Below are 24,710 nucleotides of genomic sequence, written 5' to 3'. Positions count from 1 at the left end.
CTCGATGCTCCGGCGGTGGACGGGACGGCTTGCGATGGTAGGTCGCAAACCGTGACCGATGCCAGCCATTCACCGGTATGTAAACCCGCTGCAACGGCCCCGTTCATGCAGATTGACCGCAATCCCGGGAGCCGCGGCGCGGCGCTCGACTCAGGGGCGCCGACGCAGATCCAGCGTCAGCGGCAGGTCGAGGGAACCTTCCTCGGCCGGCGGCTGCATGCTGCCCGGCGTGTGGCCGTAAGCCCAGAAGCGGGCGAGACGGCGTGCCTCGGCTTCGTTCGCGTTGACCGGGAAGGCCACGAAATTGCGGCCGGCCGGGTGCGAGACGTGGTAGGTGCAGCCGCCGATCGAACGCCCGTTCCAGGTGTCAACGATGTCGAACACCAGCGGCGAATGCACCGGGATCGTCGGATGCAGCGCAGACGGCGGCTGCCAGGCGCGGTAACGCACGCCGGCAACGAACTCGCCCTGGCGCCCGGTCGCGGCCAGCGGCACGCGCCGGCCGTTGCAGGCCACCACGTAGCGATCGCCGTTGAGGCCGTCGATCTTGACCTGCAGGCGCTCGACCGAGGAATCGACGTAGCGCGCGGTGCCGCCGAGCGAGGCTTCTTCGCCGAGCACATGCCAGGGTTCGACGGCCTGACGCAGTTCGAGCTGGATGTCCTGCTGCACGATGCGCCCCATCACCGGGAAGCGGAATTCGAGGAACGGCAGGAACCACTCGCTATCGAACGGCAAGCCATGGCGGCCGAGGTCGCCGAGCACGTCCTTCATGTCTTCCCACAGGAAGTGCGGCAGCATCCAGCGGTCGTGCAGCGTGGTGTTCCAGCGGCACAGCCGCCCGCTGTAGGACTGCTCCCAGCAGCGCGCGGTGATGGCGCGCAGCAGCAGCATCTGCAGCAGGCTCATGCGCGCATGCGGCGGCATCTCGAAGCCGCGGAACTCGACCAGACCGAGGCGACCGGTCGCCGAATCCGGCGAATACAGCTTGTCGATGCAGAACTCGGCGCGGTGGGTGTTGCCGGTCAGGTCGACCAGCAGGTTGCGCAGCAGACGATCGACCAGCCACGGCTGCGGCACCTCACCGGTGGGCATCTCGCGGAAGGCGATCTCCAGCTCATAGAGGCTATCGTTGCGCGCCTCGTCGACGCGCGGCGCCTGCGAGGTCGGGCCGACGAACAAGCCGGAGAACAGGTACGACAGCGCCGGGTGATGCTGCCAGTAGGTGACCAGGCTGCGCAGCAGATCGGGGCGGCGCAGGAACGGCGAGTCGTTCGGCGTGGCGCCGCCGAGGGTGACGTGGTTGCCGCCGCCGGTGCCGGTGTGACGGCCGTCGAGCATGAACTTCTCGGTGCCGAGGCGGGTCTGCCGCGCTTCCTCGTAGAGGATCTGCGTGTTCGTCACCAGATCGTCCCACGACGATGCCGGATGAATGTTGACCTCGATGACGCCCGGGTCCGGGGTGACAGCGAACTTGATCAGCCGCGGGTCCTGCGGCGGCGTGTAGCCTTCGACGAACACCGGCATGCCGAGGTGGGCCGCGGTCTGCTCGATGGTCGCCACCAGATCGAGGTAGTGCTCCAGGCGCGACAGCGGCGGCATGAACACATACACCTGCCCGTCGCGCGACTCGACGCACAGCGAGGTGTGGACGACATCGTAATCGTCGTCGTCCGGCTTCTGCTCCTGCCAGTCCTGATTGACGCCTTCATGGTGCAGGCCGTCCGCCGACTCGCCGCGCAGCAGCGCGCTGTAGCGGCGGGCAACCTCGCCGTGCAGGTCATGATGCAGCGGCTGGCGGAATTCGAACATCGACTGCTCGACCGGCAGATCCTTGTCATCGACCCAGGGCAGCGCGCTCAGCGGCAGGCGCAGGCCCATCGGCGAGTCGCCGGGGATCAGATAGAGGTGATCACGACGCAGCGGCCAGGCGCCGCTCTCCCAGCCGTTGCGCGAGAAGTTCCAGCGCAGTGGCAGCGCATAACCGGTCACCGAGCCGAGATCGCGCTCCAGCAGCTTGGCCAGACGACGGCGCTCCTCCGGGTCCTTGAGGTTGGACTTCAGCGGATCGACGTTGACCGGCAGCGTGCGTTCGTACCACAGGTAGTAATAAGCGTCTTCGTAGCCCGGCACCAGCCGCTTCGGCGACACGCCGAGGCGCTTGGCCAGCTCGGAGGCAAATGCCATCGCCTCTTCCGGGCCATAGCCGTTGTTGCGATTGTCGTCGGCGATCAGCGCCTCGTCCTGCCACACCGGCTGGCCGTCGGTACGCCAGTAGCAGTTCAGCGCCCAGCGCGGCAGCGACTCGCCCGGATACCACTTGCCCTGCGAGTAATGCAGCAGGCCGCCCGGGGCGAAACGCCGGCGCAGGCGCTTGAGCAGCTCACCGGCGAGCCGGCGCTTGTTCGGGCCGAGCGCCGCGGTATTCCATTCGGCGCCGTCCATGTCGTCGATGGAGACGAAGGTCGGCTCGCCGCCCATCGTCAGGCGCACGTCGCCGGCGCTCAGACGCGCATCGACTTCGTGGCCGAGCGCTTCGATCGCGCCCCACTGCTCTTCGGAATACGGCTTGGTGACGCGCGGATCTTCGTGCACGCGCGTAACGCTCATGCCGAAGTCGAAGGCGACCTCGCATTCATCGGTGTAGCCGGTGATCGGCGCGGCACCGCTCGGGTCCGGGGTCGCCGCCAGCGGAATGTGGCCCTCACCGGCCAGCAGGCCGGAAGTGGGATCGAGGCCGACCCAGCCGGCGCCGGGGATGAACACCTCGGTCCAGGCGTGCAGGTCGGTGAAATCGTGATCGGTGCCCGAGGGGCCGTCGAGCGACTTGACGTCGGCGGTGAGCTGGATCAGGTAGCCGGAGACGAAACGCGCGGCGAGACCCAGGTGACGCAGGATCTGCACCATCAGCCAGGCCGAGTCACGGCAGGAGCCGCTGCCCTTGGTCAGTGTCTCCTCGCCGGTCTGCACGCCCGGCTCCATGCGGATCAGATAACGGACGTCCTGCTGCAGACGCTGGTTGAGGTCGACGACGAAATTGACGGTATTGCCCGGATCGGCCGGCACGTCGCGCAGCCAGTCGAGCAGCAGCGGACCGCGCTCGCGGACTTCGAGGTAGGGGGCCAGCTCCCGCTTGAGCTCGCTCGGGTACTCGAAGGGGAAATTATCGGCGTACTCCTCGACGAAGAAGTCGAAAGGATTGATGACCGTCATCTCGGCAACGAGGTCGACCTCGACTTCGAACTCGCGAACCTTGTCCGGGAACACCAGACGGGCCTGGAAATTACCGAACGGGTCCTGCTGCCAGTTGATGAAGTACGGCTGCGGCGAAATCTTCAGCGAGTAGGCCGGGATCGGGGTACGCGCATGCGGGGCCGGACGCAACCGCACGATGTGCGGCGACATGGACACAAGACGATCGAAGCGGTACGAAGTCTTGTGGTTTAACGCGACGCGAATGGTCATGGCGTGTCCTTGGCTCGACGAGAAAAGCCGGTATGGATTCCGGGCGTAGCAAGCGGCGTTCCATAATACTCGGGTTAGCTGTCCGCCGCGGACGTAGGCAGACTGCCCGCAGCGCATCTGCCTGATAAGACAGATGCACCACCCCGCGGGCGTGTGGCAGCGCACCATCGCTGAGCGCAACATACCAGCCAGCCGGTCTGCCGGGGGGTGCGCATGTTACGCACTAAAAAAAGACATGCAATAGTGCAGAAGGCTACAGAATAGTGCTTCAGCCGTTTCAGGCAGTGAACTCGCCACCCACTGGAAACCTCATGAAACCCTGTGCAAATTCCGCACGCTCCACATGGATAACGGCGTTCTGCCATCCGATGCGCTTGATCGCCAAGCCAGCACCAGACCACAGCAGACCTTTATAAGGTTGCACCGACACTGCGCGCGAGCACGTGCCCCATCAACTGGCACGACAATTGTTTAACCAACCCCTCAGCGCCCCCGGGGAGATGACAGGCAAGAGGGGCGTCCCACCGCGTCGCCGCCTTTGCGCGTGCAGACCAAGGACCAAAAAGCTCATGAGCACACTCGACTGGCAGCATTACCGCGCCGACGGCTTCTTTGACGAACTGATCGCCGCCGGCGGTATCCCCCGCCCGGTGGCCAGAGCGCTCTGCGAGCATCTCGCAGCCCTCTCCGACGCCGAACTCGCCGAACGTAAGACAGCAGCCGAACTCGCCATCCGCGTCATGGGCATTACCTTCACGGTGTATTCGGAAGGCAGCATGATCGACCGTGCCTGGCCGTTCGACATCGTGCCAAGGATCATCCCGCTCAGTGAGTGGACGCGCGTCGAGGCGGGCCTCAAGCAGCGCGTGCAGGCACTCAACATGTTCATCGACGATCTCTACCACGAGCAGAAGGTCGTCAAGGATGGCGTGCTGCCGGCGGAAATCCTCGCGCAATCGGTCAATTTCCGGCCGCAGTGCGTCGGCACCACGCCGCCGCACCGGGTCTGGGCGCACATCTGCGGTTCCGATCTGGTCCGCGACAAGGACGGCACCATCTACGTGCTCGAAGACAACCTGCGCGTGCCCTCCGGCGTCTCCTACATGCTGGAAAACCGCGTCGTCACCAAGCGCGTGCTGCCCGAGCTGTTCGACTCCGGCCGCATCATGCCGGTCGATGACTACCCGGCGCAGCTGTTCGAAATGCTCGCCTCGATGTCGCCACGCCCCGGCGACGATCCGCAGATCGTCGTGCTCACCCCCGGCATCTACAACTCCGCCTACTTCGAGCACGCCTATCTGGCGCAGCAGATGGGTGTCGAACTGGTGCAGGGCCCCGACCTGCTGGTCGGTGACGACGACTGCTGCTACATGCGCACGATCGACGGCCTCAAGCGCGTCGATGTCATCTACCGTCGCGTCGACGATCTGTTCCTCGACCCGGAGGCCTTCAACCCCGAGTCGATGCTCGGCTGCGCCGGGCTGATGCGCAGCTGGCGTGCCGGCAAGGTCGCGCTGGCCAATGCGCCGGGCGCCGGTGTCGCCGACGACAAGGTCGTCTACGCCTTCGTGCCAGAACTCATCAAATACTACCTGGACCAGGACACCATCCTGCCGAACGTGCCGAGCTATCTGTGCATGCGCGACAAAGATCGCGAGTACGTGCTGGCCAATCTCGACAAGCTGGTGGTCAAACCGGCCAATGAATCGGGGGGCTACGGCATGATGGTCGGTCCGCACGCCAGCCCGGAGAAACGCGCCGAGTTCGCCGAGCTGATCCGCGCCAATCCGCGCAATTACATGGCCCAGCCGACGCTGGCGATTTCCACCAGCCCGACGCTGTGCGACGGCCATGCCGAACCGCGCCACGTCGACCTGCGACCGTTCATCCTGTCCGGTCCCAACACTTACGTGACGATGGGCGGGCTGACCCGCGTCGCGCTGGTCAAGGGCTCCTTGGTCGTCAACTCCTCACAGGGTGGCGGCAGCAAGGACACTTGGATCGTCGATTTCGAGGAGGCTTGAGCATGCTTTCGCGCGTCGCCCAGAACGTCTACTGGCTGGCCCGCTACGTCGAGCGCGCGGAGGATACCGCCCGCCTGATCAGCGTCACCACCAACCTGCTGCTCGACCTGCCGCGCACTGCCCGCACCACCGAGTGGGAGCCGCTGATCTACATCACCGGCAGCCAGGAAAGCTTTTTCGACCGCTTCAGCAAGGCCGACGAATTCAGCGTCGTCTCCTTCCTGACCGGCGATCTGCAGAATTCCGGCTCGATCCTCTCGGCGCTGACCTACGCCCGCGAAAACCTGCGCACCACCCGCGACGCGATGCCACGCGAAGCCTGGGAAGAACTCAACGAGGTCTACCTGTTCGTGCGCGACAATCTCGCCAACGGCGTCAGTCCGCGCGGCCGGGATTACTTCCTCAAACAGATCATCCGCGGCTGCCAGCGTTTCAACGGCTTCCTCGAAGGCACCATGTCGCACACGCAGGCACGTCATTTCGTGCTGCTCGGCCGCTACATGGAACGCGCCGACATGAGTACACGCATCCTCGACGTGCGCTCGGCGAACCTGCTGCCGCGGGAAGGCGAACTGACGCCCTACACCAACATCCAGTGGATGAGCGTGCTGCGTTCGATGTCCGCCTATCAGGCCTACCGCCAGCAGGTGCGCTCGCGCGTGCGCGGCTCCGACGTGCTGCACTTCCTGCTGCAGGACGAGCATTTCCCGCGCACCGTCGCGCACGCCCTGCTCTCCATCGCCGACTGCCTGCGTGGCCTGCCCCGCGCGGAAACCGCCATCGGCTGCGTGCATCGCTCGCTGCAGGCGGTGCATGACGCCGACGTCGATGCACTGGCTTACGCCAATCTGCACCAGTTCATCGACGATCTGCAGATCGGCCTCGGCCAGATCCACGAGGCCATCAGTGCCACGTACTTCACCTACCAGGAGAAGGACGACAAAACGGCGGAGCGGCTCGAAGTCACCGCGAAAATCTGAACCCGGACGTCAGGGGGCTGGCTGCGCTTCGCTGCACTTGCACAAACCGTGCGGATAACCGTATTTTTCGAATGGTATTCGCAAGCGGCAGCAGCTCGCATCTGCCAGATCATCGCGAATGCGCTGCCACGGCCTGCCTCAGGCAGGCCGCACCCTTTTCCCTCCTCGCCCCGGAGACGACGACATGGCCCGCATCGGTATCTTTTTTGGCACAAGCAGCGGTAACACCCGCAAAATCGCAAAGAAAATCAAGAAAATGTTCGACGACGAGACGATGGCCGCACCGTTGAACATCAACCGCGTCGGCGCCGACGAGCTCGCTGCCTACTCGCACCTGATCCTCGGCACCTGCACGATGGGCGACGGCCTGCTGCCAGGCCTGTCGGCCGACTGCTCCGAAGAAAGCTGGGAAGAAGCCCTGCCCAAGCTCGAAGGACTCGATTGCACCGGCAAGACCATCGCGTTCTACGGCCTCGGTGACCAGGATGCCTACGGCCATGAATTTGTCGACGCACTGAAGGATCTCTACGATTTCTTCAGCGAGCGCGGCGCTACCATCGTCGGCGCCTGGCCGACCGACGGTTACGACTTCGAAGCGTCACGGGCCGTCATCGACGATGAGTTCATCGGCCTTGCCCTCGATCTCGACAACCAGGCCGATCAGACCGACGAGCGCCTCAACGCCTGGCTCAAGCAGATCGCCCCGGACTTCGGTCTGCCGCTCTGATCGACCGGCACTGAACCGGTAACGCGCCCGCGCCAGCAACCGGGACAGCCAGCCACTCGCGATACCCGCTGCGGCGTGCGTGCCGGAGCGGGTATCTGCTTTCGCCTCGATGATTGGCAGGCCCGCTGCAGAACAGGCAGCGGGGGTATGCGGAACCTGACTGGCGGCCGCTTGCCAGACCTTCTGCGCAGGGGCCCAATCCACATGTCGCCTGCCTGGAGGTCATCACACGCATGAACGCAGCATCCGTCACTGCCGTCATCCTCGCGGGTGGACGCGGCACCCGCATGGACGGTGCAGACAAGGGACTGGTGCCGATCCACGGCCGGCCGCTGATCGAGTACATCCTTTCGTCCCTGCGCTCGCAGGTCGGCCGGATCGTCATCAACGCCAACCGCAACGCCGAACGTTACGCCGGTTACGGCTATCAGATCGTCAGCGACGCCAGCGAGGATTTCCTCGGACCACTCGCCGGCATCGCCGCCGCGCTCGGCGTGTGCGACAGCGAATGGCTGCTGACTGTCCCCTGCGACAGCCCGCTGATCTGCCCGGATCTCACCGAGCGACTGCTCCACGCTGCACTGCGCGAGGATGCCGAAATCGCCGTCGCCAGCGACGGTCAGCGCCTGCAGCCGCTGTTCGCGCTGATCCGCAGCGATCAGCTGCTGCCGCTGGAAGACTATCTCGCCAGCGGAGAGCGCAAGGTCGAGCGCTGGTATGCGGAGCGACGCATGACCCGGGTCGATTTCAGTGACCGGGCCAGCTGCTTCCTCAATCTCAATTCGCATCAGGAACGGGCCGCCTACGAAACGGCAACGCGCGGCGCAACATGAATTTTTTTACATCAAAAACCTGCCTGCAACCGGCGACAGGCATGAGCACAACGCTTGATCGTTGTTTCATTAAGTATTTATGTAATCAGCATGACATTTGCATTGTTCAAGCCATCTGCAAGTTGTCAGCGGGAATGTCACCATGCCACGCGGGGTGCTGATCGATCTGTCCGGCGTCATCTATGACGGTGCCTGCGCCCTGCCGGGCGCCGTCGAGAGCCTGCAGGCGCTGCAGGCCAGCGGACTGCCGTGGCTGTGCATCACCAACACCACCCGTCAACGGCGACGCGATATTGCGCGCGATCTGCAGGCCCTGGGCTTTGCCATCCCCGAGGCACATATCCTCAGCGCCGTCGACGCCACCCACCAGTGGCTGGCCACACGCCAGCGCCGCCCGAGCCTGCTGGTACACCCCGCCGTCGTTGCCGAATTCCTCGATCTCGACCGCCGCGACCCGGATACCGTGGTGCTCGGCGATGCCGCCGACGGCTTCAGCTACCGCGCGCTGAATCGCGCCTTCCGCCTGCTGCTGCAGGGGGCCGAGCTGGTGACGATGGGGGACAACCGCTATTTCCGCGATCTCGACCAGGGCTTGAGCCTCGACATCGGCCCGTTCCGGGCGCTGCTCGAACATGCCAGCGGCGTCAGTGCGACCGTCATCGGCAAGCCCGCTCCGACGTTTTTCACCACCGCCTGCGAACGCCTCGGCCTTGATGCCAAGGACGTGCTGGTGATCGGTGATGACGCCGAGCACGACATCGCTGCCGGCATGGCGATCGGGCTGCAGGGCTGTCTGGTACGCACCGGCAAGTACCGCCCCGGCGACGAGGCCCGCTGTCCGGGCGCGCAGGTGGTAGCCGATTTCAGCGCCGCCGTCGCCCCGCTGCTGCGCGGCTGAACCGCGCGCAGCGCTGCGCTTCCCGGCACCCGCGCCGGATCGTTTGCCCGGCGCCAGCTGCTCCGCCCTCGTCAGGCGCGGGCTTCGATCTCGATCAGCATCGGCTTGAGCGAGGCGTGCACATCGGCGATCAGGAAGCTGACTGATACCACCAGCGCGATCGACGCCAGTGCGAACAACGACAGACTGAGCGGGGCCGCGTCGAAGCCGAACAAGGCTTCACAAAACAGCGTGGCGACGGTGATGGCGACGCAGAGCACGCTGCAGCAGGCGGAGAGCACCGCCGTGCGCATCAGCCGGCAGCGCTGCATCAGCACGCTCAGCTCACGTTCGAGCGCCGATGCGCCATCGCCGCCGAGGTTGCGGATGCGGTCGTGGATGATCCGCGTGCGATCCATCACGCGGCCGAAACGGGTGCCCATCGACAAAATCAGCAAGGCCACCCCGGACATCATAACGACCGGGGTCAGGGCGGAGCCGATGATCAGGCTGGCATTCATGGCGGTCTCCGATGCACAAACAGGCAGGCGGTTTTATTGCGTCGCACCATCATCAGCAATCGGCCCCGAGAGTCAACGGCCACTGACACGCGCCACCACACGCCTTGGCATTCAAGGTCTACGCTGTGTCCCCTGACAGTGCCAACGGCAAGGGGGCTTGCCGGTGGGGCGCTGCAGTGGAGAGGCGAGTGGATCATGCTTGCCGCGTTCCATCGCGACCGTCTCCCCCCAGCGGTCATTTTCATTCGGGAGTGCTGCAAACATGCGTATCGGTGTGCCCAAGGAAATCAAGAACCACGAGTACCGCGTCGGCCTGACCCCCGCCAGCGTGCGTGAACTCGTCGCCCATGGTCACGAAGTGCTGGTCGAAACCCGTGCGGGTGCCGGCATCGGTTGTGAGAACGCCCACTACGAAGCCGCTGGCGCCACGGTCGTCGACAGTGCTGAAGAGGTTTTCAGCCGCGCGCAGATGGTCGTCAAGGTCAAGGAACCGCAGCCGGCTGAATGCAAGATGCTGCACGAGGGCCAGATCCTCTTTACCTACCTGCACCTGGCCCCCGACCCGATCCAGACCCGGCTGCTGGTCGAGTCCGGCGTCACCGCGATCGCCTATGAAACCGTCACCGGCCCGCGTGGCGGCCTGCCGCTGCTGGCGCCGATGTCAGAGGTCGCCGGGCGCATGTCGATCCAGGCCGGTGCGCACTGTCTGGAAAAAGCCCACGGCGGTCTGGGCATGCTGCTTGGCGGCGTGCCGGGCGTGGCGCCGGCGCATGTGACCGTGATCGGTGGTGGCGTCGTCGGCGCCAATGCCGTGCGCATGGCGGTCGGCATGGGGGCGCATGTCTGCGTGCTCGACCGTGACGTCGACCGCCTGCGTCTGCTCGATGCCGAGTACGGCTCACGCATCACCACGCTGTATTCGACACGTGAAGCGATCGAGCAGCAGGCAGTGGCCGCCGATCTGGTCATCGGTGCGGTGCTGGTGCCGGGCGCCTCGGCGCCAAAGCTGCTGAGTGCCGAACAAGTCAGCGCGATGAAGCCGGGCGCAGTGCTGGTCGACGTCGCCATCGACCAGGGCGGCTGCTTCGCCACTTCGCATCCGACCACGCATGACGATCCGACCTACGTCGTCGACAGCGTCATCCATTACTGCGTCGCCAACATGCCGGGCGCAGTACCGCGCACGTCGACCTTCGCCCTGAACAACGCCACGCTGCCCTACACGCTGGCGCTGGCCAGCAAGGGCTTTCCGCGCGCCGTCGCCGACGATGCCGGTCTGCTCGCCGGGCTCAACGTGCATCGCGGCCGCATCACCTACCGTGCGGTGGCTGATGACCTCGGCTACGACTGGGCCGAACCACTGGAACTGCTCGGCCTGTGAGGTCACTGCGACGCTGCCGGCCAACGCCGGCAGCGTCAACAATCGCAACAATCGCCATGCCGATGCGTTTCGCGGTCACGCAGGAGCTTGTACTCCTGTAATCATCTGACGCCGACTGCACGCCACGGTAGCCGGCTACGCGGTCAGCTACCTTACTTCTCGCCGCCACCGATTACGGGAATCCACAATGACGCTTCTGCGCTCCACCCTCGGCATCGCCCTCTGCACCCTGCTCTGCGCCAGCGCCCAGGCTGAACTGCGCGTCTGCAACAAAACCGGCTACCAAGCCTCGGTCGCCGTCGGTTACCAGGACGGCAAGAAATGGGTCTCGGAAGGCTGGTGGAACATCGATGGCGGCAAATGCGCCGTCGTCGTCCAGGGCAAGCTCCGTTACCACAATTACTACCTGTATGCCACGCACGAGATCGGCGGCGGCTGGGGCGGTGACTACTACTTCTGCACCTCGGCAAAGTCTTTCACCATCGTTGGTGACAAGAACTGTGACGATCGCGGCTATGACCGCAACGGCTTCTACAAGGTCGACACCGGCGATTCCACATCGCACACCGCCAACCTGACGGACGAGTGAGCCGCGGCGTCAGCTGCGGCACACACGCCAGGCGCAGTCACTGATGCGACTCAGGCCGCGCTCGCGATAGCGCGGATCACGCTCCAGCAGATCGACGGTCTGCAGGCAGCTGAGGTCCCAGCCGGCGTACAAGGCACGCACTTCATCGGCGCTGACGGCGAACGGCGGCCCCTGCCGTTCGGACTGCTCGTAATCGAGCGTGATCAACAGCATGCGCACTGCGGCCGGCAGCGCACCACTGAGGTGCTCGACATAGCGCCGGCGCATCTCCGGCGGCAGTGCGATCAGCGCAGCGCGGTCGTAAATGCCCTGCACATCGGCGAGCTGCGCGGACTCAAGTGCGAACACGTCACCGCACAGCAGCTCGATTTCCGCGCAACTCCAGCGGGTGAAGGCCCCCTCCTCACGGCGTGTCGGTGTCAGACCGTTTTCCGCGAAGAACGCTTCGCAGGCCAGCGACGAGAGCTCGACGCCGAGCACGCGCAGCCCTTCGCCGGCCAGCCACAGCATGTCGAGGCTCTTGCCGGCCAGCGGCACGAACACGCGCTCGCCCGACTTCAGCCCCAGGGCCGGCCAGTGCGCGCGCAGCAGTTCATTGGGAACGGACTGGTGAAAACCGATATCACGGCGTTCCCATTTGTCATGCCAGAAGCCAGGTTGCATGCGGACTCCAAGGTCGAAGGTGAGGTCGGCATGATAGGCCGACGGCGCTAGACTGGCTGCGCCCATCGCAGCAGGACGCCCGCCATGAATACCGACGCCATCCCCTGCCGTTACCGGCATGACTTCCACCACAGCGACGCGAGCGCCGAACGCAGCGCTTGGCGCGTCGTCGGCCTGACCGCCGTGATGATGGTCATCGAGATCCTCGCCGGTTGGTGGTACGGCTCGATGGCGCTGCTCGCCGATGGCTGGCACATGGCCTCGCACGTCGTCGCCATCGGCCTGGCGGCGCTGGCCTACTGGTTCGCCCGTGAGCACGCGCGCGATGCGCGCTATGCCTTCGGTACTTGGAAGATCGAGATCCTCGGCGGCTTCGCCAGCGCCGTGCTGCTGCTCGTCGTCGCGGTCCTGATGGCTCTGGAATCGCTAGACCGCCTGTTTTCGCCGGTGGCGATCGGTTTCAACGAGGCCATCGCCGTCGCCGTCATCGGCCTTGCCGTCAATCTGGCGAGCGCGCGCATGCTGCACGCCAGCCACGACCACGACCATCATGCGCATCCCGGCCATGTGCACCCTGACGCGCATGATCACCACACCGATCACGATCACGACCATCATGGCCACCAGCACCACGATCTCAATCACCGTGCCGCCTACATGCACGTGCTGGCCGATGCGCTGACCTCGGTGACGGCGATCGCGGCGCTGCTGTGCGGCAAGTTCTTCGGCTGGTGGTGGCTCGATCCGCTGATGGGCATCGTCGGCGGTGCCGTCATCGCCATCTGGGCCGTCGGCCTGCTGCGCGAATCGGCCAAGGTACTGCTCGATCGCGAGATGGACGATCCGCTGGTCGGCTGCGTACGCCGTGCCATCGAAGCCGGCGATGCCTGCGTCGAAGACCTGCACTTATGGCGCGTCGGCCGCCAGCGCTACGCCTGCATCATCGCTGTGCGCGACCCGCACGCCCAGTCGCCAGAGCACTACCGCCACCGGCTCGCGGCTTACCCGGAGCTGGTGCACGTCACCGTCGAAGTCAACCCGCCCCCGCCCGAGCCCGCCTGAGCTCAGGCGCCGTCGGCGATCTGGCGCAGTGCCGGCTCGTCAACGGTGAAGACGTTGCTGCGCAGCTCGTGCAGGCAGCCCTGCCGGCGCAGCTCGGCGATGGTACGGCTGACGGTCTCCGGCGTCAGGCCGAGCATCGCACCGATGTCCTCGCGCCCGAGCAGCCGGAACGGTTCTTCGCGCCCGGCGGACAGGCGCAGCAACAGCCGGGCGACGCGGGCGCGGGCGGTGCCGGTGGCAAGCTCGGTCAGCCAGCTGTCGGCCTCGGCCAGCGCCTGCTGCCAGCGCCGCAGCAGTTCGGTATGCAGCGCCGGCTGTTCGCGCGACAGGCGGCTGACCACCTCGCACGGGATCGCGCACAGCTCGGCGGCGGTCAACGCGATCGCATCGTGCTGATAGCTGTGACCGAGCAGGGCCTCCAGGCCGAAGACATCGGTCGACTGCAGCAGACGCACGATGCGCTGACTGCCGTCGGGCAGGTATTGCACCAGCTTGACGATGCCGTTGCGCAGCGTGAACACGCGCTCGCCGGGTTCGCCAACCCGATAGACACGCCCCTGGACCGGCACGGCGATGTCGTGGATCGGCTGATGGATCAGGTCGAAGTCGCCACGTTCGAGTCCGGCGAACAGTACCGAACCGCGCAAACTGCAGTTGCGGCAGTCAGCCTCGCCGTTCCAGGCGTTCTGTATCGGGATGTAGGGCATGGTCGCGTGCTTATACACAGACCACGCGGTAAACGAAACCTGCCTACAGCCTCAAATTGCAGATTCAGCCATGCGAATTGTCAGTCGCACCTCAGTGCCCCCACTGCTGCGCGGCGTGTGCCATCCGGTCGAGCAGCTCAACGACCTCGTTCGAAGCCTTTTCAAGCTCGACCAGCTCGTGCATGACGCCGTCGGCATCGCCCGCCGTACGCCGGCGCAACACCTCGATCCCATGCCGGTGCACCCGCGCGTGCGGTTCGACCAGCGCCCGGAACAGGCGCTGATCCGGGCAGTCCGCAGCACTCAGGGTGTCGTACCAGCGTCCGAAGCGGCAGCTGTGGTGATCCGGCAGCTCTTCGAGCCGCACCGAACCGAGTCCGCACAGAGCGCCGACGATGCGCCGCTTGAAGGCCACGTGGTCGGCCTTGCCGCGCAGGCAGCGGGCGGCAAAGCCGTCGAGCTCGTCCCAGCGCGTCAGCGTCGAGCGCAGGGCACTTTCCGCGGCGTCGGCGCGTGCGACACTGGTGTCGAGCACATGCGTGCTCTCGTCGATGGTCGCCACCAGCCCGGCGACGTGACGCGCGACCTCCTGCGAAGCCTGGCGCTGCTCGCCGGTCAGCGATGACACGTCATGGATGCGCTGCGTCACTTCATCGACGCATTCGGCCGTCGCCAGCAGCGCGCTGGTGGTGTGGGCCACGGCGCTCTCGCCGTGCTCGACCGCATCGAGCCCGACCGCCACGGCCGAGGAAATCGCCGCGGTGCTGCTCTGCACGGCTTCGATGCGCGCGCGGATGTCTTCGGTCGAATGCTGCGTCTGCAGCGCCAGCTCCTTGACCTCGTGTGCGACGACGGCGAATCCGCGCCCGGCAGCCCCGGCGCGAGCCGCCTCGATGGTGGCATTGAGTGCGAGCAGCCGCGTCTGTGCGGCGATGTGCTCGATCTGGCGCAGGATCTCGCCGATCTGCTGTGTCGCCTGCGCGAGATCCCGGCCGCGTGCACCGATGTCGCGCACGGCATCGACGATGCCGGCCATCGCCTGCGTCGCCCCGCCGGTGGACTCGCGCGCTTCCGCCATCAGCGTGTGAGCTCGCGTCACCGACTGTTCGACCGACGCACTGACCTCCGCCACCGAAGCCACCGTCGCCGCCATTTCCTCAGCGCCGGCGGCAATACCCTGACCGCGATTGTTGATGCCCTGCAGGTCATGGCGCAGACGCACCATCGACACCAGCCCTTCCGCCATCGCCGAGGAGGCATCGACGACCACGCTGAACAGCGGCAGTTCGTCATTGGTATCGTCGGCGTAGTCGATCGGCTCGCTGAGGGCTTGGTTCATGATCTGCGGGGCTCCTGATTCTTATTTAGGACGGGCGCACAATGCGCCGCCGGCAGGCTTTTGCTGCCTCAGGGCCATGGCCGTCGCCATGATCCCCTGAAAAATGTATTGATTTTAATTATTTTCACCGCTTGCGCACGCGGCAACACTGACTGGCATCAGCGCGATCGTATGAATATCGTGCCAGTCGCGCCGCCGTCGCCGGGCACCGCGCCCGCTTACCCGAGAGGTCTGACCGTGCCCGACACCGATCCGGCATTTCTGCTGCGTGCAGCCCAGTTCGCCGCTGAACGCCACCGCGACCAGCGCCGCAAAGGCAGCCACGCCGAGCCTTACATCAACCACCCGCTGAGCGTCGCCACGCTGCTCGCCACCGTCGGCGGCGTCGAAGACGTCGAAGTGCTCGCCGCCGCGCTGCTGCACGACACCATCGAAGACACCGAGACCCGCGCCGAGGAACTGGTCGAGCACTTCTCCGCCCGGGTCGCCGAGCTGGTGTTGGCGGTCAGCGACGACAAGCACCTCGACAAAGCCGAACGCAAGCGCCTGCAGATCGAACACGCCCCGCAGCTGCCCCCTGCCGCACAGCTGATCAAGCTCGCTGACAAGATCTGCAACGTCGATGATGTCGCACAGCGGCCGCCGAACTGGCCGCTGGCGCGCCGCCGCGAATATCTGGACTGGGCCGCTGCCGTCGTCGCCGGCTGCCGCGGTGTCAATGCCGCGCTCGAAGCGCGCTTCGATGCCGTGTTGGCCGCCGGCCGCGTCCGCCTCGACTCCGACCCCGTCGAATAACCCCCTGCAAGGAACCCGCTGCCATGTCTGCGATGACCCTGGTGATCGGCAACAAGAACTACTCGTCGTGGTCGCTGCGGCCGTGGCTGCTGCTGCGCCAGCTCGGCCTGAGCTTCGACGAGCTGCGCCTGCCGCTCGACACTGCTGAATTCGATGAGCGCATCAAAGCGCTGAGCCCGAGCGGCCGCGTGCCGGTGCTGCAGCATGCCGGGCGCGTGATCTGGGATTCGCTGGCGATCATCGAATATGTCAATGACGTGCTCGCCCCCGGCCGCGCCTGGCCGCAGGAGGCCGGCAGCCGTGCCCAGGCCCGCTGCTACGCCGCTGAGATGCACTCCGGCTTCTTCGCGCTGCGCAACGAGATGCCGATGAACATCCGCGCCCGCCGCCGCGTGCAACCCTCCGCCGACTGCCTCGCCGACATCGCCCGCATACAGGCGTTATGGACCGATGCCCGCAGCGCCCACGCCGCGGACGGCCCCTGGCTGTTCGGTGAGTTCTGCGCGGCCGACGCGATGTTCGCGCCGGTGGTACTGCGTCTGCGCACGTACGGCGTAGCGCTGTCACCGCCGCTCGCGGCTTACTGCGACACGCTGATCGGCTGTGCACCGATGCAGGCATGGATCGCCGCCGCGCTGCAGGAAACCGAAATCCTCAGCGCCGACGAAGCCGGCGAGGAACGCTGAAGCCGGCCGCCGTCAGCCGCCGTCGCCCGCCGCCGGCACCTCGGCCAGGCGCCGATACAGCGTGCGCTCGGAGATACCCAGCGCCTGCGCCAGACCGCGACGATCGCCCGCAAAGCGCTCGCTGGCCCAGCGCAGATAGCGCTGTTCGACATCCGCCAGCGGCAGCACCTCGCCCGCCGGTGACCACGGCCCGGCCACCGGTTCACCTTCGGCGGCTGCGGCGGGCGCTGCCGAGGTTTCGACACCATCGTCGAAACGGATGTGCTCGGCCTGCAGCAGATCACCATCGGCGAGAATGCAGGCACGCTCGACCAGATTGCGCAGCTCGCGCACGTTGCCCGGATAGTCGTAGGCGGCGAGTTTCTCCAGCGCCCCGCTGCTGATGCGCAGCGGCCGCTGCGGATGCAGCCGTGCCAACAGCGAGGCGACCAGCAGCGGAATGTCCTCGCGCCGCTCGCGCAGCGCCGGCAGGCGGATCGGGAACACATTGATGCGGTGGTAGAGGTCGCGGCGGAATTCCCCGCGGCCAACCATGGCGCGCAGATCGCGGTGCGTGGCGCAGATCAGGCGAAAATCTGCGCGCAGCGCCTCGACGCCGCCGACCCGCCGGTAGGTGCCGGCCTCGATCAGGCGCAGCAGCTTGACCTGCAGACCCGGCGGCACGTCACCGATCTCATCGAGGAACAGCGTGCCGCCGCCGGCGGCTTCGACCAGGCCGGTCTTGCGTGACAACGCGCCGGTGAACGCCCCGCGCTCGTGGCCGAACAGTTCGCTCTCGAACAGGTTCTCCGACAGGCCGGCACAGTCGAGCGCGACGAAAGGCTGCGGCGAACGCGCGCTGAGGTCATGGATGGCGTGCGCGAGCAGTTCCTTGCCGGTGCCGGATTCGCCGAGCAGCAGCACCGCAGCCTCGGTTTCCGCCACCCGCCGCCCCAGTTCCAGCACAGCGCGCAGCACGCGCGAATGTCCCACCAGCTCGCGAGCCTGCGCGCCGCGCCCGGCGTGACGCAGCGTGCGCAGCGTCTCCAGGAAATAGCGCACGCTGCCGTCGGCGCCGCGGATCGGCACCGTCTCCACTTCGACGTGCTCGGGGCCGAGCCGGGTGTGATGCACATGCAGCACGCGCCGCGCCTCACCGGCACTGCGACAGGCGTGCAGCGGGCAGCTCTCACCGCTCAGGTCGCAGGGCTCGTGGAAATGATGCGAAACCTCGTAGCAGGTCCGTCCCACCGGATCGGCATCACCGAACTCACGGCGATAGGCAGCGTTGACCGCGACGATGCGGTAGTCGGCATCGATGCATACGCGCGGCTCAGGCAGGCTGTCGAGCAGATGCACGACCTCGACATCGGGCGCGGGACTCACTTCATTCAACGCTAAGGTCTCCTGCCGTATATGGCAGTCACTATGGCACATGACTGCCTGATGCGGCATAAGGCACGCCAGCCATAGGCGGCTCGACGATCAAAAGCAATCACATCTCATTGATTAAGATAGAAATAAAATATCGGAAAGTGTCTGGCCTTGAATTTGCTCTGCTTCCTGCATCAAGGCCTATGTCTGTCCTGAGGAGTACCGCCATGCAACGCATCGCCGTCACCAGTCAGAATTTCCGCACCGTCACCGGCCACGCCGGCAAAACCCGCCGCTTCATCGTCTACGGCGAGCAGGACGGCGCCCCGGTCGAGCTCGAACGCCTCGACCTGCCGATGGAGCAAAGCTTTCACGAGCTGCGCGGCGCGCCGCACCCACTCGATGGCAGCAGCGTGCTGATCACCTCTGGCTGCAGCGAGAACTTCGTGCACAACATCGCCAAGCGTGGCATCCGCGTGTGCATGGTCGATGCCGAAACCACGCCGCTGGCCGCCGCCAGCGCCTGGCTGGCCGGCTCGCTGCAAGCCCTGCCGGTACCGGCAGGGCTGTCTCAGGAAGACGATCACCACCACCACGATCATCACCAACACCGTCATCAGCACCGTCACGGCCAAGGCCACGGCCATGGCCCGCATCACGAGCATCACGACGATCATCCCTGCTGCGGGCACGGCCACGATGAGCAGGCCGATGCCTGAAGCCGCCCGCGCCATGCACTGGCCACTGCCCCGCCGCGGCCTCGGCCGCGAACTGACGCTAATGCTGCTGCTGAAGTTTGCCGCCATCGGGCTGCTTTGGTTCGCCTTCTTCAGCCAGCCGATCGATGAACACCTTGACGCCGACGCCGTCGGCGCAGCCCTGTTCGAGCGCGGTCCGCAGTCCGCCGCCTCGACCCACCACGAGGAACCGCGATGATCTCCACGGAAGTCGTCGATCTCTCACGACTGCAGTTCGCCATCACGGCGCTCTACCACTTCCTGTTCGTACCCCTGACGCTCGGGCTGACCTTCATCCTGGCGATCATGGAAAGCGTCTACGTGATGACCGGCAAGGTCATCTACAAGGACATGGTCCGCTTCTGGGGCAAGCTGTTCGGCATCAACTTCGCGCTCGGCGTCACCACCGGCATCACCATGGAGTTCGAGTTCGGCACCAACTGGGCCTACTACTCGCACTATGTCGGTGACATCTTCGGCGTGCCGCTGGCGATCGAGGGCCTGATGGCCTTCTTCCTCGAATCGACGTTCATCGGCCTGTTCTTCTTCGGCTGGGAACGGCTGTCGAAGCGCCAGCACCTGCTGGTGACCTACCTGATGGCGATCGGCTCGAACCTCTCGGCGCTGTGGATCCTGGTCGCCAACGGCTGGATGCAGAATCCGGTCGGCGCCGAGTTCAACTACACGACGATGCGCATGGAGCTCTCCAGCCTCAAGGCGGTGTTCTTCAACCCGGACGCCCAGGCGAAGTTCGTGCACACCGTCAGCGCCGGCTACGTCACCGCCTCGATCTTCGTGCTGGCGATCAGCGCCTGGTATCTGCTGAAGAACCGCGACACCGAATTCGCCCGCCGCTCCTTCCGCATCGCCGCAGCCTTCGGTCTGGCCTCGGCGGCCTCGGTGATCGTGCTCGGCGACGAGTCCGGCTATGCCGTCTCCGAAGCACAGAAGACCAAGCTCGCGGCGATCGAGGCGATGTGGGAGACCGAACCGGCGCCGGCGCCGTTCGTGCTGTTCGCGCTGCCCGACGAGGAAACCCGCAGCAACCGCTTCGCCGTCGAAATCCCCTGGGTGCTCGGCCTGATCGCCACCCGCTCGGTCGACACCGTGCTGCCCGGCCTCAATCAGCTCGAAGCCGAAGCCGAACAGCGCATCGCCAGCGGCGCGATTGCCGTCAGCGCCCTGGAGCGGCTGCGCGCCGATCGCAGCGATGCTGAAGCCCGCGCCACCTTCGAGGCGCACAAGGCCGATCTCGGCTACGGCCTGCTGCTGAAGAAGTACACGCAGGACGTTTCCAAGGCGACGCCGGAGATGATCCGCCAGGCCGGTCGCGACACCCGCCCGAACGTCGCGCCGATGTTCTGGAGCTTCCGCATCATGGTCGCCTGCGGCTTTGCCATGTTCGCGCTGTTCCTGGTCGCCACCTGGCGCTCGGCGCATGCCAACTGGGACTGGCAGCACCACCGCGGCATGCTGCGCTGGGCGCTGTATTCGCTGCCGCTACCGTGGATCGCCTGCGAGGTCGGCTGGTTCGTCGCCGAATACGGCCGCCAGCCGTGGACCATCTTCGGCGTGCTACCGACACACCTGTCGGTGTCGACGCTCAGCCTGGCCAGCATCTGGATGTCGCTCGCCGGCTTCGTGCTGTTCTACACCGGCCTGCTGGTCGCCGAGATGTACCTGATGATCAAGTTCGCCCGCCTCGGCCCCGGCAGCCTCGGCACCGGCCGCTACTACGGCGAAACCTCAGGCGGCGGCGCCCTGCCCGCACACGCTCCGGCCTGCCCGGCCATCGCCCCGGAGGGTCGCTGAGATGTTCGACTACGTCACGCTGAAACTCATCTGGTGGGCCCTGGTCGGCATCCTGCTGCTCGGCTTCGCGATCATGGACGGTCACGACATGGGCGTCGGCACGCTGCTGCCCTTCGTCGGCAAGACCGACGACGAGCGCCGCGTCGTCCTCAACACCATCGGCCCGCACTGGGAAGGCAATCAGGTCTGGTTCATCACCGGCGGCGGCGCGATCTTCGCCGCCTGGCCGCTGGTCTACGCGACCGCCTTCTCGGGTTTTTACTGGGCGATGCTGGCCGTGCTGTGGGCGCTGTTCTTCCGCCCGGTCGGTTTCGACTACCGCAGCAAGGTCGCTGATCCGCGCTGGCGCCAGCTATGGGACATCGGCCTGTTCATCGGCGGCGCGGTGCCGGCGCTGATCTTCGGCGTCGCCTTCGGCAACCTGCTGCAGGGCGTGCCCTTCCACTTCGAGCCGGACCTGCGCCCGGTCTACACCGGCAGCTTCTTCGCGTTGCTCAACCCGTTTGCACTGCTGTGCGGCGTGGTCAGCCTGGCGATGCTCACCGCGCACGGCGCGCACTACCTGATGATCCGCACCGAGGAGCAGATCTTCGAGCGCTCGCGCCGCGCGGCCCTGATGTTTGGCGCACTGCTGATCGCCGGTTTCAGCCTCGCCGGCCTGTGGGTCACCTACGGCATCGACGGCTACGCGATCAGCGGCAGCATCGACCCGGCGGCCATGCCCGACCCGCTGGCCAAATCGGTCGAAATCGCCCCCGGCGCCTGGATGGCCAACTACTCGCGCATGCCGTGGACGCTGGCCCTGCCAACGCTCGGCTTTGCCGGTGCGCTGCTCGGCCTGCTGTTCGCCTGGCTGCGCAAGCCGCTGCTGGCCTTCATCGCCAGCAGCATCGCCGAACTCGGCGTCATCGGCACTGCCGGCGCGGCGATGTTCCCCTTCATCATGCCGTCGAGCAGTGATCCGCGTTCGAGCCTGACCGTGTGGGACAGCGTCTCCAGCCCGCTGACGCTCGAAGTGATGTTCTGGGCGGCGCTGATCTTCACGCCGATCATCATCGCCTACACCAGCTGGGCCTACAGCGTGCTGCGCGGCAAAGTCACCGTCGCCTACGTGCGCGAACACGACCACTCCGCCTACTGAGCACGGGAGATTCGATCATGTGGTACTTCACCTGGATGCTCGGCCTCGGCTTCGCCCTGCTGCTCGCGATCGTCAACGCCATGTGGTGCGAGGCACAGGAAGCACGCAACGGCAACGGCAACGGCAACGGCAACGGCACAGAATAGCGCTTGCGCCTTCAGCGCCTGAACGCGGCCGCCCGTCAGTGATCTGGCGGGCGGCCGCGGTATTTAGAGCAATCATCAACTGCGCTTGCCTTGAATCTGCCGGGAGCATGAAACCACGTGTAATACGAAATGCAATGCATCAGCGGAACCAGCGCTCGATGCCACGCGCCTGCCATGCGGGAGAACAGATCAAGCCACTGCCAAAGCCCCTCTATTCCCTGACAAGCTGCTCGTAGGGCGGCAGATTTCCTGAAGTTTTCAATGCCTCCGCATAACCGGCCCTGAGTGCCGACAACGCCTTTTCGTAGCTGAGCAGGAGCAATTCCATTTCTCCTGATTCCGGACTATCGTTCGTCTCAAGCTGTTTCACAATTTCATTTGTTTTTGAATCAACGGCCTGTATGGCCATCATCAATGTAATTCCGCTTATTTCCGGCATTTTGCCCCCCTTTAATACAGGCGGGCCAGCTCAACCGCCCGTGCAACGGCAGCACGGGCGAAGTTATCCAGCGCCCCTTGCATTGCGTCCTTTATCATAAACTCTGATCTTGGCTCGACTTGGCAATGCTTGCTTTGATTCATTTATTAAACTCGCTACTCACGACCACGAGAGAGACCGGAATCTGTGTATCTTCTGGAACGCCCCCCCCAACGTGGTAAATGCGCAAGCACCTCAGCGATTATCTGCCAGACGTTTCTGCCACGCGCGTGCGCCTTCAGTTCAATGGCAAAAAACGAGGCGCTTTTGTTGAATGTATTAAGCACGTACCGCTATGTATCGGGCCAAGACATACACGGGAGTGCAATGACACCCGTGCCCCCCTCAGCTGCCGCATCCGAGAATGCGTACAGAAGGTTATGCAGCATTGGTGCAATAAAAAGCCCGAGTCCTGTTTTTCAGGCAACGGCGCCGGCCTAATCCACGCGATACAGGTAATCAGCCTGCGGCCTCTCTTTTTTCGACCAGCTCGCCATCCTCAAAAAGCAAGAGACGCGCAGCAGGCTTTGCATCAGCTGATTGCAACGCGGCAGTCAGCTCCGTTACGTCGGGATGCGCATCGAAAGCAAGAAAAACCAGCTCCGGCCGCCGTGCCAGAAAAAGGCCAGGTAACGCTTGCGGTATTTGGGACCACGGACAGAGCCATGCGACTCCGTCGTACGCCAATTCCACTGGCTGCAGCACGCCATTGCAATCGGCTTCTATGGCGCGGCGCACAGCCCCAAGAGGAGCCGGCGTCGGAACGACAACGACCCATTCGGCAGGCCCGAGGCTGCGCAGCAATGCCGCATAAAACATAAAGCGCTCATCCCCATATGCTTCCTCTGGCCATTCCAAGTCAGTACTGGGATCTGGCTCAGCCGATGTCAGTTTCATTCAAATGCCTCGAATCGCACCGTGCCGGGTAAGTAACAGGAAGCTGTCTAAAATACCCTTACCAGAAGTGGCATGCCTTAGTTTTTATACGAAAAGCACTGCTGCAGGCGCCGCACATATAATTGTCTTTTTTAAAACTTATCTTTGATTGGCAGCGAATTCTTTTGCACCAGCCCATCGGGAATCAGGTTCGGTAGTTTGTGCAGATTCCGCACCGAAAGTGCAGATCACACGCCATAACCTTCCCACAAGCCAGCAAGCCTAAGATGGCGGCGACCCGCTATGGAGCCCGCCCATGTTTGCATTCAACCGCGTGCGCGATCTGCCGCGCAGCGTGTTTCTGATTGGTCTGATCAGCCTGCTCAACGATGCCGCCAGCGACATGATCTATCCGCTGGTGCCGCTGTATCTGGCTTCGGTGCTGATGGCCGGGCCGCAGGCGCTGGGGCTGATCGAAGGGATCGCCGAGGCCACTGCCAGTCTGCTCAAGCTGGTCTCCGGCGTACTCACCGACCGCCTGCAGCGGACCCGGCCGTGGATCGTCTGCGGCTATGCGCTGGCCGGCTTCGGCCGGCCGCTGCTCGCGTTTGCCAGCAGCTGGCCGTGGGTATTGCTGATCCGCTTTGCCGACCGTATCGGCAAGGGGCTGCGCACCTCGCCGCGTGATGCGCTGCTCGCCGCCAGCGTCAGCCCGGCTGATCGCGGCCTGGCCTTCGGTTTTCACCGGGCGATGGACAATGCCGGCGCCGTCGTCGGCCCGCTGCTCGCCGCCGCGCTGCTCGGGCTCGGCTATGAGCTGCGCACGGTGTTCCTCTGCTCGCTGCTGCCGGCGCTGCTGACGCTGATGCTGACGCTGCGCCTCGACGAACCCGAGCTGCCGCGGCCGGCGCAGCACCGCTCCTTCGACTGGCGCTTCGGGCAACTGCCGGCGCCGCTGCGCCGCTACCTGCTGGCGCTGGCGCTGTTCACGCTGGGCAATTCCTCGAACATGTTCCTGCTGCTGCGCGCCCGCGAGCTCGGCCTCGGCGAGGCGACGGTGCCGCTGCTGTGGGCGACCGTGTCGCTGGTCGCCACCCTCGCCTCGACGCCGCTGTCGGCACTGTCCGATCACATCGACCGCCGCCGCCTGCTGCTGGCCGGCTGGATCGCCTATGCCGTGTTCTATCTGGTGCTCGGCCGCCTCGGCGGGGCGCTGTCGAGCGGCTGGCTGTTCGCGCTGTTCGCCAGCTACGGCCTGTTCCTCGCCGCCACCGAAGGCGTCGAAAAGGCGCTGGTCGCCGACCTCGCCGAGCGCGAGCGCATCGGCACCGCCTATGGCTGGTTCAACCTGGTCGCCGGGGCGATGCTGCTGCCAGCCTCGCTGCTGTTCGGCGTGCTCTGGCAGCACCTGGGGTCGGGCAGCGCTTTTGCCTTTTCGGCGGCCTGTGCACTCGGCGGCGCCGTGCTCCTCGCCCGCGATCTGCGCCCGGCAGCGGCGGCCTGATCGCGCCGCCGCCG

24 protein-coding genes are annotated in these 24,710 nt (G+C 65.3%); 16 read left to right on the top strand and 8 right to left on the bottom strand.

The genetic code is table 11. From position 1 onward, the window contains the following. Positions 1-150: 150 nt before the first annotated feature. Positions 151-3,465 carry a transglutaminase family protein gene (locus C7443_RS14015; protein WP_110019248.1) on the bottom strand — a complete coding sequence of 1,105 codons (3,315 nt, stop codon included), beginning with the start codon at positions 3,463-3,465 and terminating at the stop codon, positions 151-153. A gap of 569 nt (positions 3,466-4,034) precedes the next feature. On the opposite strand from C7443_RS14015, the gene C7443_RS14010 reads away from it, so the two are divergent. The 5 genes from C7443_RS14010 (at position 4,035) to C7443_RS13990 (ending at position 8,927) form a co-directional block, all read left to right on the top strand. Next, on the top strand, positions 4,035-5,489 hold the full coding sequence (locus C7443_RS14010) for a circularly permuted type 2 ATP-grasp protein (protein WP_110019247.1): 1,455 nt from the start codon (positions 4,035-4,037) through the stop codon (positions 5,487-5,489). A 2-nt stretch (positions 5,490-5,491) separates the two neighbouring features. Further along, positions 5,492-6,469: an alpha-E domain-containing protein gene (locus tag C7443_RS14005; RefSeq protein ID WP_110019246.1), complete on the top strand. Its 978-nt coding sequence runs from the start codon at positions 5,492-5,494 to the stop codon at positions 6,467-6,469. A 184-nt stretch (positions 6,470-6,653) separates the two neighbouring features. Then, entirely contained in the window at positions 6,654-7,196 is a 543-nt protein-coding gene (locus C7443_RS14000; protein WP_110019245.1) for a flavodoxin, read from the top strand. 233 nt (positions 7,197-7,429) lie between these two features. Next, positions 7,430-8,029, top strand: coding sequence for a molybdenum cofactor guanylyltransferase MobA (gene mobA, locus C7443_RS13995; protein WP_110019244.1), 600 nt, complete (start codon positions 7,430-7,432; stop codon positions 8,027-8,029). 142 nt (positions 8,030-8,171) lie between these two features. Further along, on the top strand, positions 8,172-8,927 hold the full coding sequence (locus tag C7443_RS13990) for a TIGR01458 family HAD-type hydrolase (RefSeq protein WP_110019243.1): 756 nt from the start codon (positions 8,172-8,174) through the stop codon (positions 8,925-8,927). A 71-nt stretch (positions 8,928-8,998) separates the two neighbouring features. On the opposite strand, the gene C7443_RS13985 is transcribed toward C7443_RS13990, so the two are convergent. Further along, positions 8,999-9,427, bottom strand: coding sequence for a DUF2721 domain-containing protein (locus C7443_RS13985; protein WP_110019242.1), 429 nt, complete (start codon positions 9,425-9,427; stop codon positions 8,999-9,001). 262 nt (positions 9,428-9,689) lie between these two features. Between C7443_RS13985 and ald the strand changes: the two genes are divergently transcribed. Further along, entirely contained in the window at positions 9,690-10,808 is a 1,119-nt protein-coding gene (gene ald / locus C7443_RS13980) for an alanine dehydrogenase (protein WP_110019241.1), read from the top strand. Between the two features lie 187 nt (positions 10,809-10,995). Beyond that, positions 10,996-11,397: a DUF1036 domain-containing protein gene (locus tag C7443_RS13975; protein WP_110019240.1), complete on the top strand. Its 402-nt coding sequence runs from the start codon at positions 10,996-10,998 to the stop codon at positions 11,395-11,397. Positions 11,398-11,406: 9 nt separating this feature from the next. Here the strand turns inward: C7443_RS13975 and C7443_RS13970 are convergent, their stop codons facing one another. Further along, a complete protein-coding gene (locus C7443_RS13970) occupies positions 11,407-12,060 on the bottom strand; it encodes a thiopurine S-methyltransferase (protein ID WP_110019239.1) in 654 nt (217 codons plus the stop codon). An 84-nt stretch (positions 12,061-12,144) separates the two neighbouring features. On the opposite strand from C7443_RS13970, the gene dmeF reads away from it, so the two are divergent. Beyond that, a complete protein-coding gene (dmeF, locus tag C7443_RS13965) occupies positions 12,145-13,122 on the top strand; it encodes a CDF family Co(II)/Ni(II) efflux transporter DmeF (protein ID WP_110019238.1) in 978 nt (325 codons plus the stop codon). Positions 13,123-13,124: 2 nt separating this feature from the next. On the opposite strand, the gene C7443_RS13960 is transcribed toward dmeF, so the two are convergent. Then, positions 13,125-13,829 carry a Crp/Fnr family transcriptional regulator gene (locus tag C7443_RS13960; RefSeq protein WP_110019237.1) on the bottom strand — a complete coding sequence of 235 codons (705 nt, stop codon included), beginning with the start codon at positions 13,827-13,829 and terminating at the stop codon, positions 13,125-13,127. A gap of 91 nt (positions 13,830-13,920) precedes the next feature. Then, positions 13,921-15,168 carry a methyl-accepting chemotaxis protein gene (locus C7443_RS20550; RefSeq protein WP_110019236.1) on the bottom strand — a complete coding sequence of 416 codons (1,248 nt, stop codon included), beginning with the start codon at positions 15,166-15,168 and terminating at the stop codon, positions 13,921-13,923. 237 nt (positions 15,169-15,405) lie between these two features. Here C7443_RS20550 and C7443_RS13950 point away from each other — a divergent pair, with 237 nt between their 5' ends. Both C7443_RS13950 and C7443_RS13945 read left to right on the top strand, forming a co-directional pair. Then, entirely contained in the window at positions 15,406-15,963 is a 558-nt protein-coding gene (locus C7443_RS13950) for an HD domain-containing protein (protein ID WP_246004672.1), read from the top strand. Positions 15,964-15,995: 32 nt separating this feature from the next. Then, positions 15,996-16,649, top strand: coding sequence for a glutathione S-transferase family protein (locus C7443_RS13945; RefSeq protein WP_110019355.1), 654 nt, complete (start codon positions 15,996-15,998; stop codon positions 16,647-16,649). Between the two features lie 12 nt (positions 16,650-16,661). Here the strand turns inward: C7443_RS13945 and C7443_RS13940 are convergent, their stop codons facing one another. Then, positions 16,662-18,014 carry a sigma-54 interaction domain-containing protein gene (locus tag C7443_RS13940; protein WP_246004675.1) on the bottom strand — a complete coding sequence of 451 codons (1,353 nt, stop codon included), beginning with the start codon at positions 18,012-18,014 and terminating at the stop codon, positions 16,662-16,664. 215 nt (positions 18,015-18,229) lie between these two features. Here C7443_RS13940 and C7443_RS13935 point away from each other — a divergent pair, with 215 nt between their 5' ends. From C7443_RS13935 to cydX, 5 genes are read left to right on the top strand one after another with little or no spacing between them, the layout of a single operon-like run. Continuing rightward, a complete protein-coding gene (locus C7443_RS13935; RefSeq protein WP_110019233.1) occupies positions 18,230-18,721 on the top strand; it encodes a NifB/NifX family molybdenum-iron cluster-binding protein in 492 nt (163 codons plus the stop codon). Further along, on the top strand, positions 18,714-18,938 hold the full coding sequence (gene cydP, locus C7443_RS13930; RefSeq protein WP_110019232.1) for a cytochrome oxidase putative small subunit CydP: 225 nt from the start codon (positions 18,714-18,716) through the stop codon (positions 18,936-18,938). The genes C7443_RS13935 and cydP overlap by 8 nt, the downstream gene beginning before the upstream one ends. Next, positions 18,935-20,551, top strand: coding sequence for a cytochrome ubiquinol oxidase subunit I (locus C7443_RS13925; RefSeq protein WP_110019231.1), 1,617 nt, complete (start codon positions 18,935-18,937; stop codon positions 20,549-20,551). The genes cydP and C7443_RS13925 overlap by 4 nt, the downstream gene beginning before the upstream one ends. A gap of 1 nt (position 20,552) precedes the next feature. Next, positions 20,553-21,692 (top strand): cytochrome d ubiquinol oxidase subunit II, encoded by a 1,140-nt coding sequence (cydB, locus tag C7443_RS13920; RefSeq protein ID WP_110019230.1) that lies wholly within the window; start codon positions 20,553-20,555, stop codon positions 21,690-21,692. 17 nt (positions 21,693-21,709) lie between these two features. Then, positions 21,710-21,838 carry a cytochrome bd-I oxidase subunit CydX gene (gene cydX, locus C7443_RS13915; protein ID WP_110019229.1) on the top strand — a complete coding sequence of 43 codons (129 nt, stop codon included), beginning with the start codon at positions 21,710-21,712 and terminating at the stop codon, positions 21,836-21,838. 211 nt (positions 21,839-22,049) lie between these two features. On the opposite strand, the gene C7443_RS13910 is transcribed toward cydX, so the two are convergent. Continuing rightward, positions 22,050-22,277 (bottom strand): Tsi2 family anti-toxin, encoded by a 228-nt coding sequence (locus C7443_RS13910; RefSeq protein ID WP_110019228.1) that lies wholly within the window; start codon positions 22,275-22,277, stop codon positions 22,050-22,052. Positions 22,278-22,775: 498 nt separating this feature from the next. Continuing rightward, positions 22,776-23,213 (bottom strand): hypothetical protein, encoded by a 438-nt coding sequence (locus C7443_RS19930; RefSeq protein WP_146213309.1) that lies wholly within the window; start codon positions 23,211-23,213, stop codon positions 22,776-22,778. 295 nt (positions 23,214-23,508) lie between these two features. Between C7443_RS19930 and C7443_RS13905 the strand changes: the two genes are divergently transcribed. Then, on the top strand, positions 23,509-24,696 hold the full coding sequence (locus tag C7443_RS13905; RefSeq protein ID WP_110019227.1) for an MFS transporter: 1,188 nt from the start codon (positions 23,509-23,511) through the stop codon (positions 24,694-24,696). Positions 24,697-24,710: the final 14 nt, after the last annotated feature.

The organism is Plasticicumulans acidivorans, assembly GCF_003182095.1.
Classification (GTDB): Bacteria; Pseudomonadota; Gammaproteobacteria; order Competibacterales; family Competibacteraceae; genus Plasticicumulans; species Plasticicumulans acidivorans.
The sequence above is the reverse complement of the archived record's forward strand: the minus strand, read 5'-3'. Positions and strand labels throughout refer to the sequence as shown.

Excerpts from the sequence above, each read along its gene's own strand:
- C7443_RS14015 (WP_110019248.1), bottom strand. The coding sequence starts at position 3,465 with ATGACCATTCGCGTCGCGTTAAACCACAAGACTTCGTACCGCTTCGAT.
- C7443_RS14010 (WP_110019247.1), top strand. The coding sequence starts at position 4,035 with ATGAGCACACTCGACTGGCAGCATTACCGCGCCGACGGCTTCTTTGAC.
- C7443_RS14005 (WP_110019246.1), top strand. The coding sequence starts at position 5,492 with ATGCTTTCGCGCGTCGCCCAGAACGTCTACTGGCTGGCCCGCTACGTC.
- C7443_RS14000 (WP_110019245.1), top strand. The coding sequence starts at position 6,654 with ATGGCCCGCATCGGTATCTTTTTTGGCACAAGCAGCGGTAACACCCGC.
- mobA (WP_110019244.1), top strand. The coding sequence starts at position 7,430 with ATGAACGCAGCATCCGTCACTGCCGTCATCCTCGCGGGTGGACGCGGC.
- C7443_RS13990 (WP_110019243.1), top strand. The coding sequence starts at position 8,172 with ATGCCACGCGGGGTGCTGATCGATCTGTCCGGCGTCATCTATGACGGT.
- C7443_RS13985 (WP_110019242.1), bottom strand. The coding sequence starts at position 9,427 with ATGAATGCCAGCCTGATCATCGGCTCCGCCCTGACCCCGGTCGTTATG.
- ald (WP_110019241.1), top strand. The coding sequence starts at position 9,690 with ATGCGTATCGGTGTGCCCAAGGAAATCAAGAACCACGAGTACCGCGTC.
- C7443_RS13975 (WP_110019240.1), top strand. The coding sequence starts at position 10,996 with ATGACGCTTCTGCGCTCCACCCTCGGCATCGCCCTCTGCACCCTGCTC.
- C7443_RS13970 (WP_110019239.1), bottom strand. The coding sequence starts at position 12,060 with ATGCAACCTGGCTTCTGGCATGACAAATGGGAACGCCGTGATATCGGT.
- dmeF (WP_110019238.1), top strand. The coding sequence starts at position 12,145 with ATGAATACCGACGCCATCCCCTGCCGTTACCGGCATGACTTCCACCAC.
- C7443_RS13960 (WP_110019237.1), bottom strand. The coding sequence starts at position 13,829 with ATGCCCTACATCCCGATACAGAACGCCTGGAACGGCGAGGCTGACTGC.
- C7443_RS20550 (WP_110019236.1), bottom strand. The coding sequence starts at position 15,168 with ATGAACCAAGCCCTCAGCGAGCCGATCGACTACGCCGACGATACCAAT.
- C7443_RS13945 (WP_110019355.1), top strand. The coding sequence starts at position 15,996 with ATGACCCTGGTGATCGGCAACAAGAACTACTCGTCGTGGTCGCTGCGG.
- C7443_RS13935 (WP_110019233.1), top strand. The coding sequence starts at position 18,230 with ATGCAACGCATCGCCGTCACCAGTCAGAATTTCCGCACCGTCACCGGC.
- cydP (WP_110019232.1), top strand. The coding sequence starts at position 18,714 with ATGCCTGAAGCCGCCCGCGCCATGCACTGGCCACTGCCCCGCCGCGGC.
- C7443_RS13925 (WP_110019231.1), top strand. The coding sequence starts at position 18,935 with ATGATCTCCACGGAAGTCGTCGATCTCTCACGACTGCAGTTCGCCATC.
- cydB (WP_110019230.1), top strand. The coding sequence starts at position 20,553 with ATGTTCGACTACGTCACGCTGAAACTCATCTGGTGGGCCCTGGTCGGC.
- cydX (WP_110019229.1), top strand. The coding sequence starts at position 21,710 with ATGTGGTACTTCACCTGGATGCTCGGCCTCGGCTTCGCCCTGCTGCTC.
- C7443_RS13910 (WP_110019228.1), bottom strand. The coding sequence starts at position 22,277 with ATGCCGGAAATAAGCGGAATTACATTGATGATGGCCATACAGGCCGTT.
- C7443_RS19930 (WP_146213309.1), bottom strand. The coding sequence starts at position 23,213 with ATGAAACTGACATCGGCTGAGCCAGATCCCAGTACTGACTTGGAATGG.
- C7443_RS13905 (WP_110019227.1), top strand. The coding sequence starts at position 23,509 with ATGTTTGCATTCAACCGCGTGCGCGATCTGCCGCGCAGCGTGTTTCTG.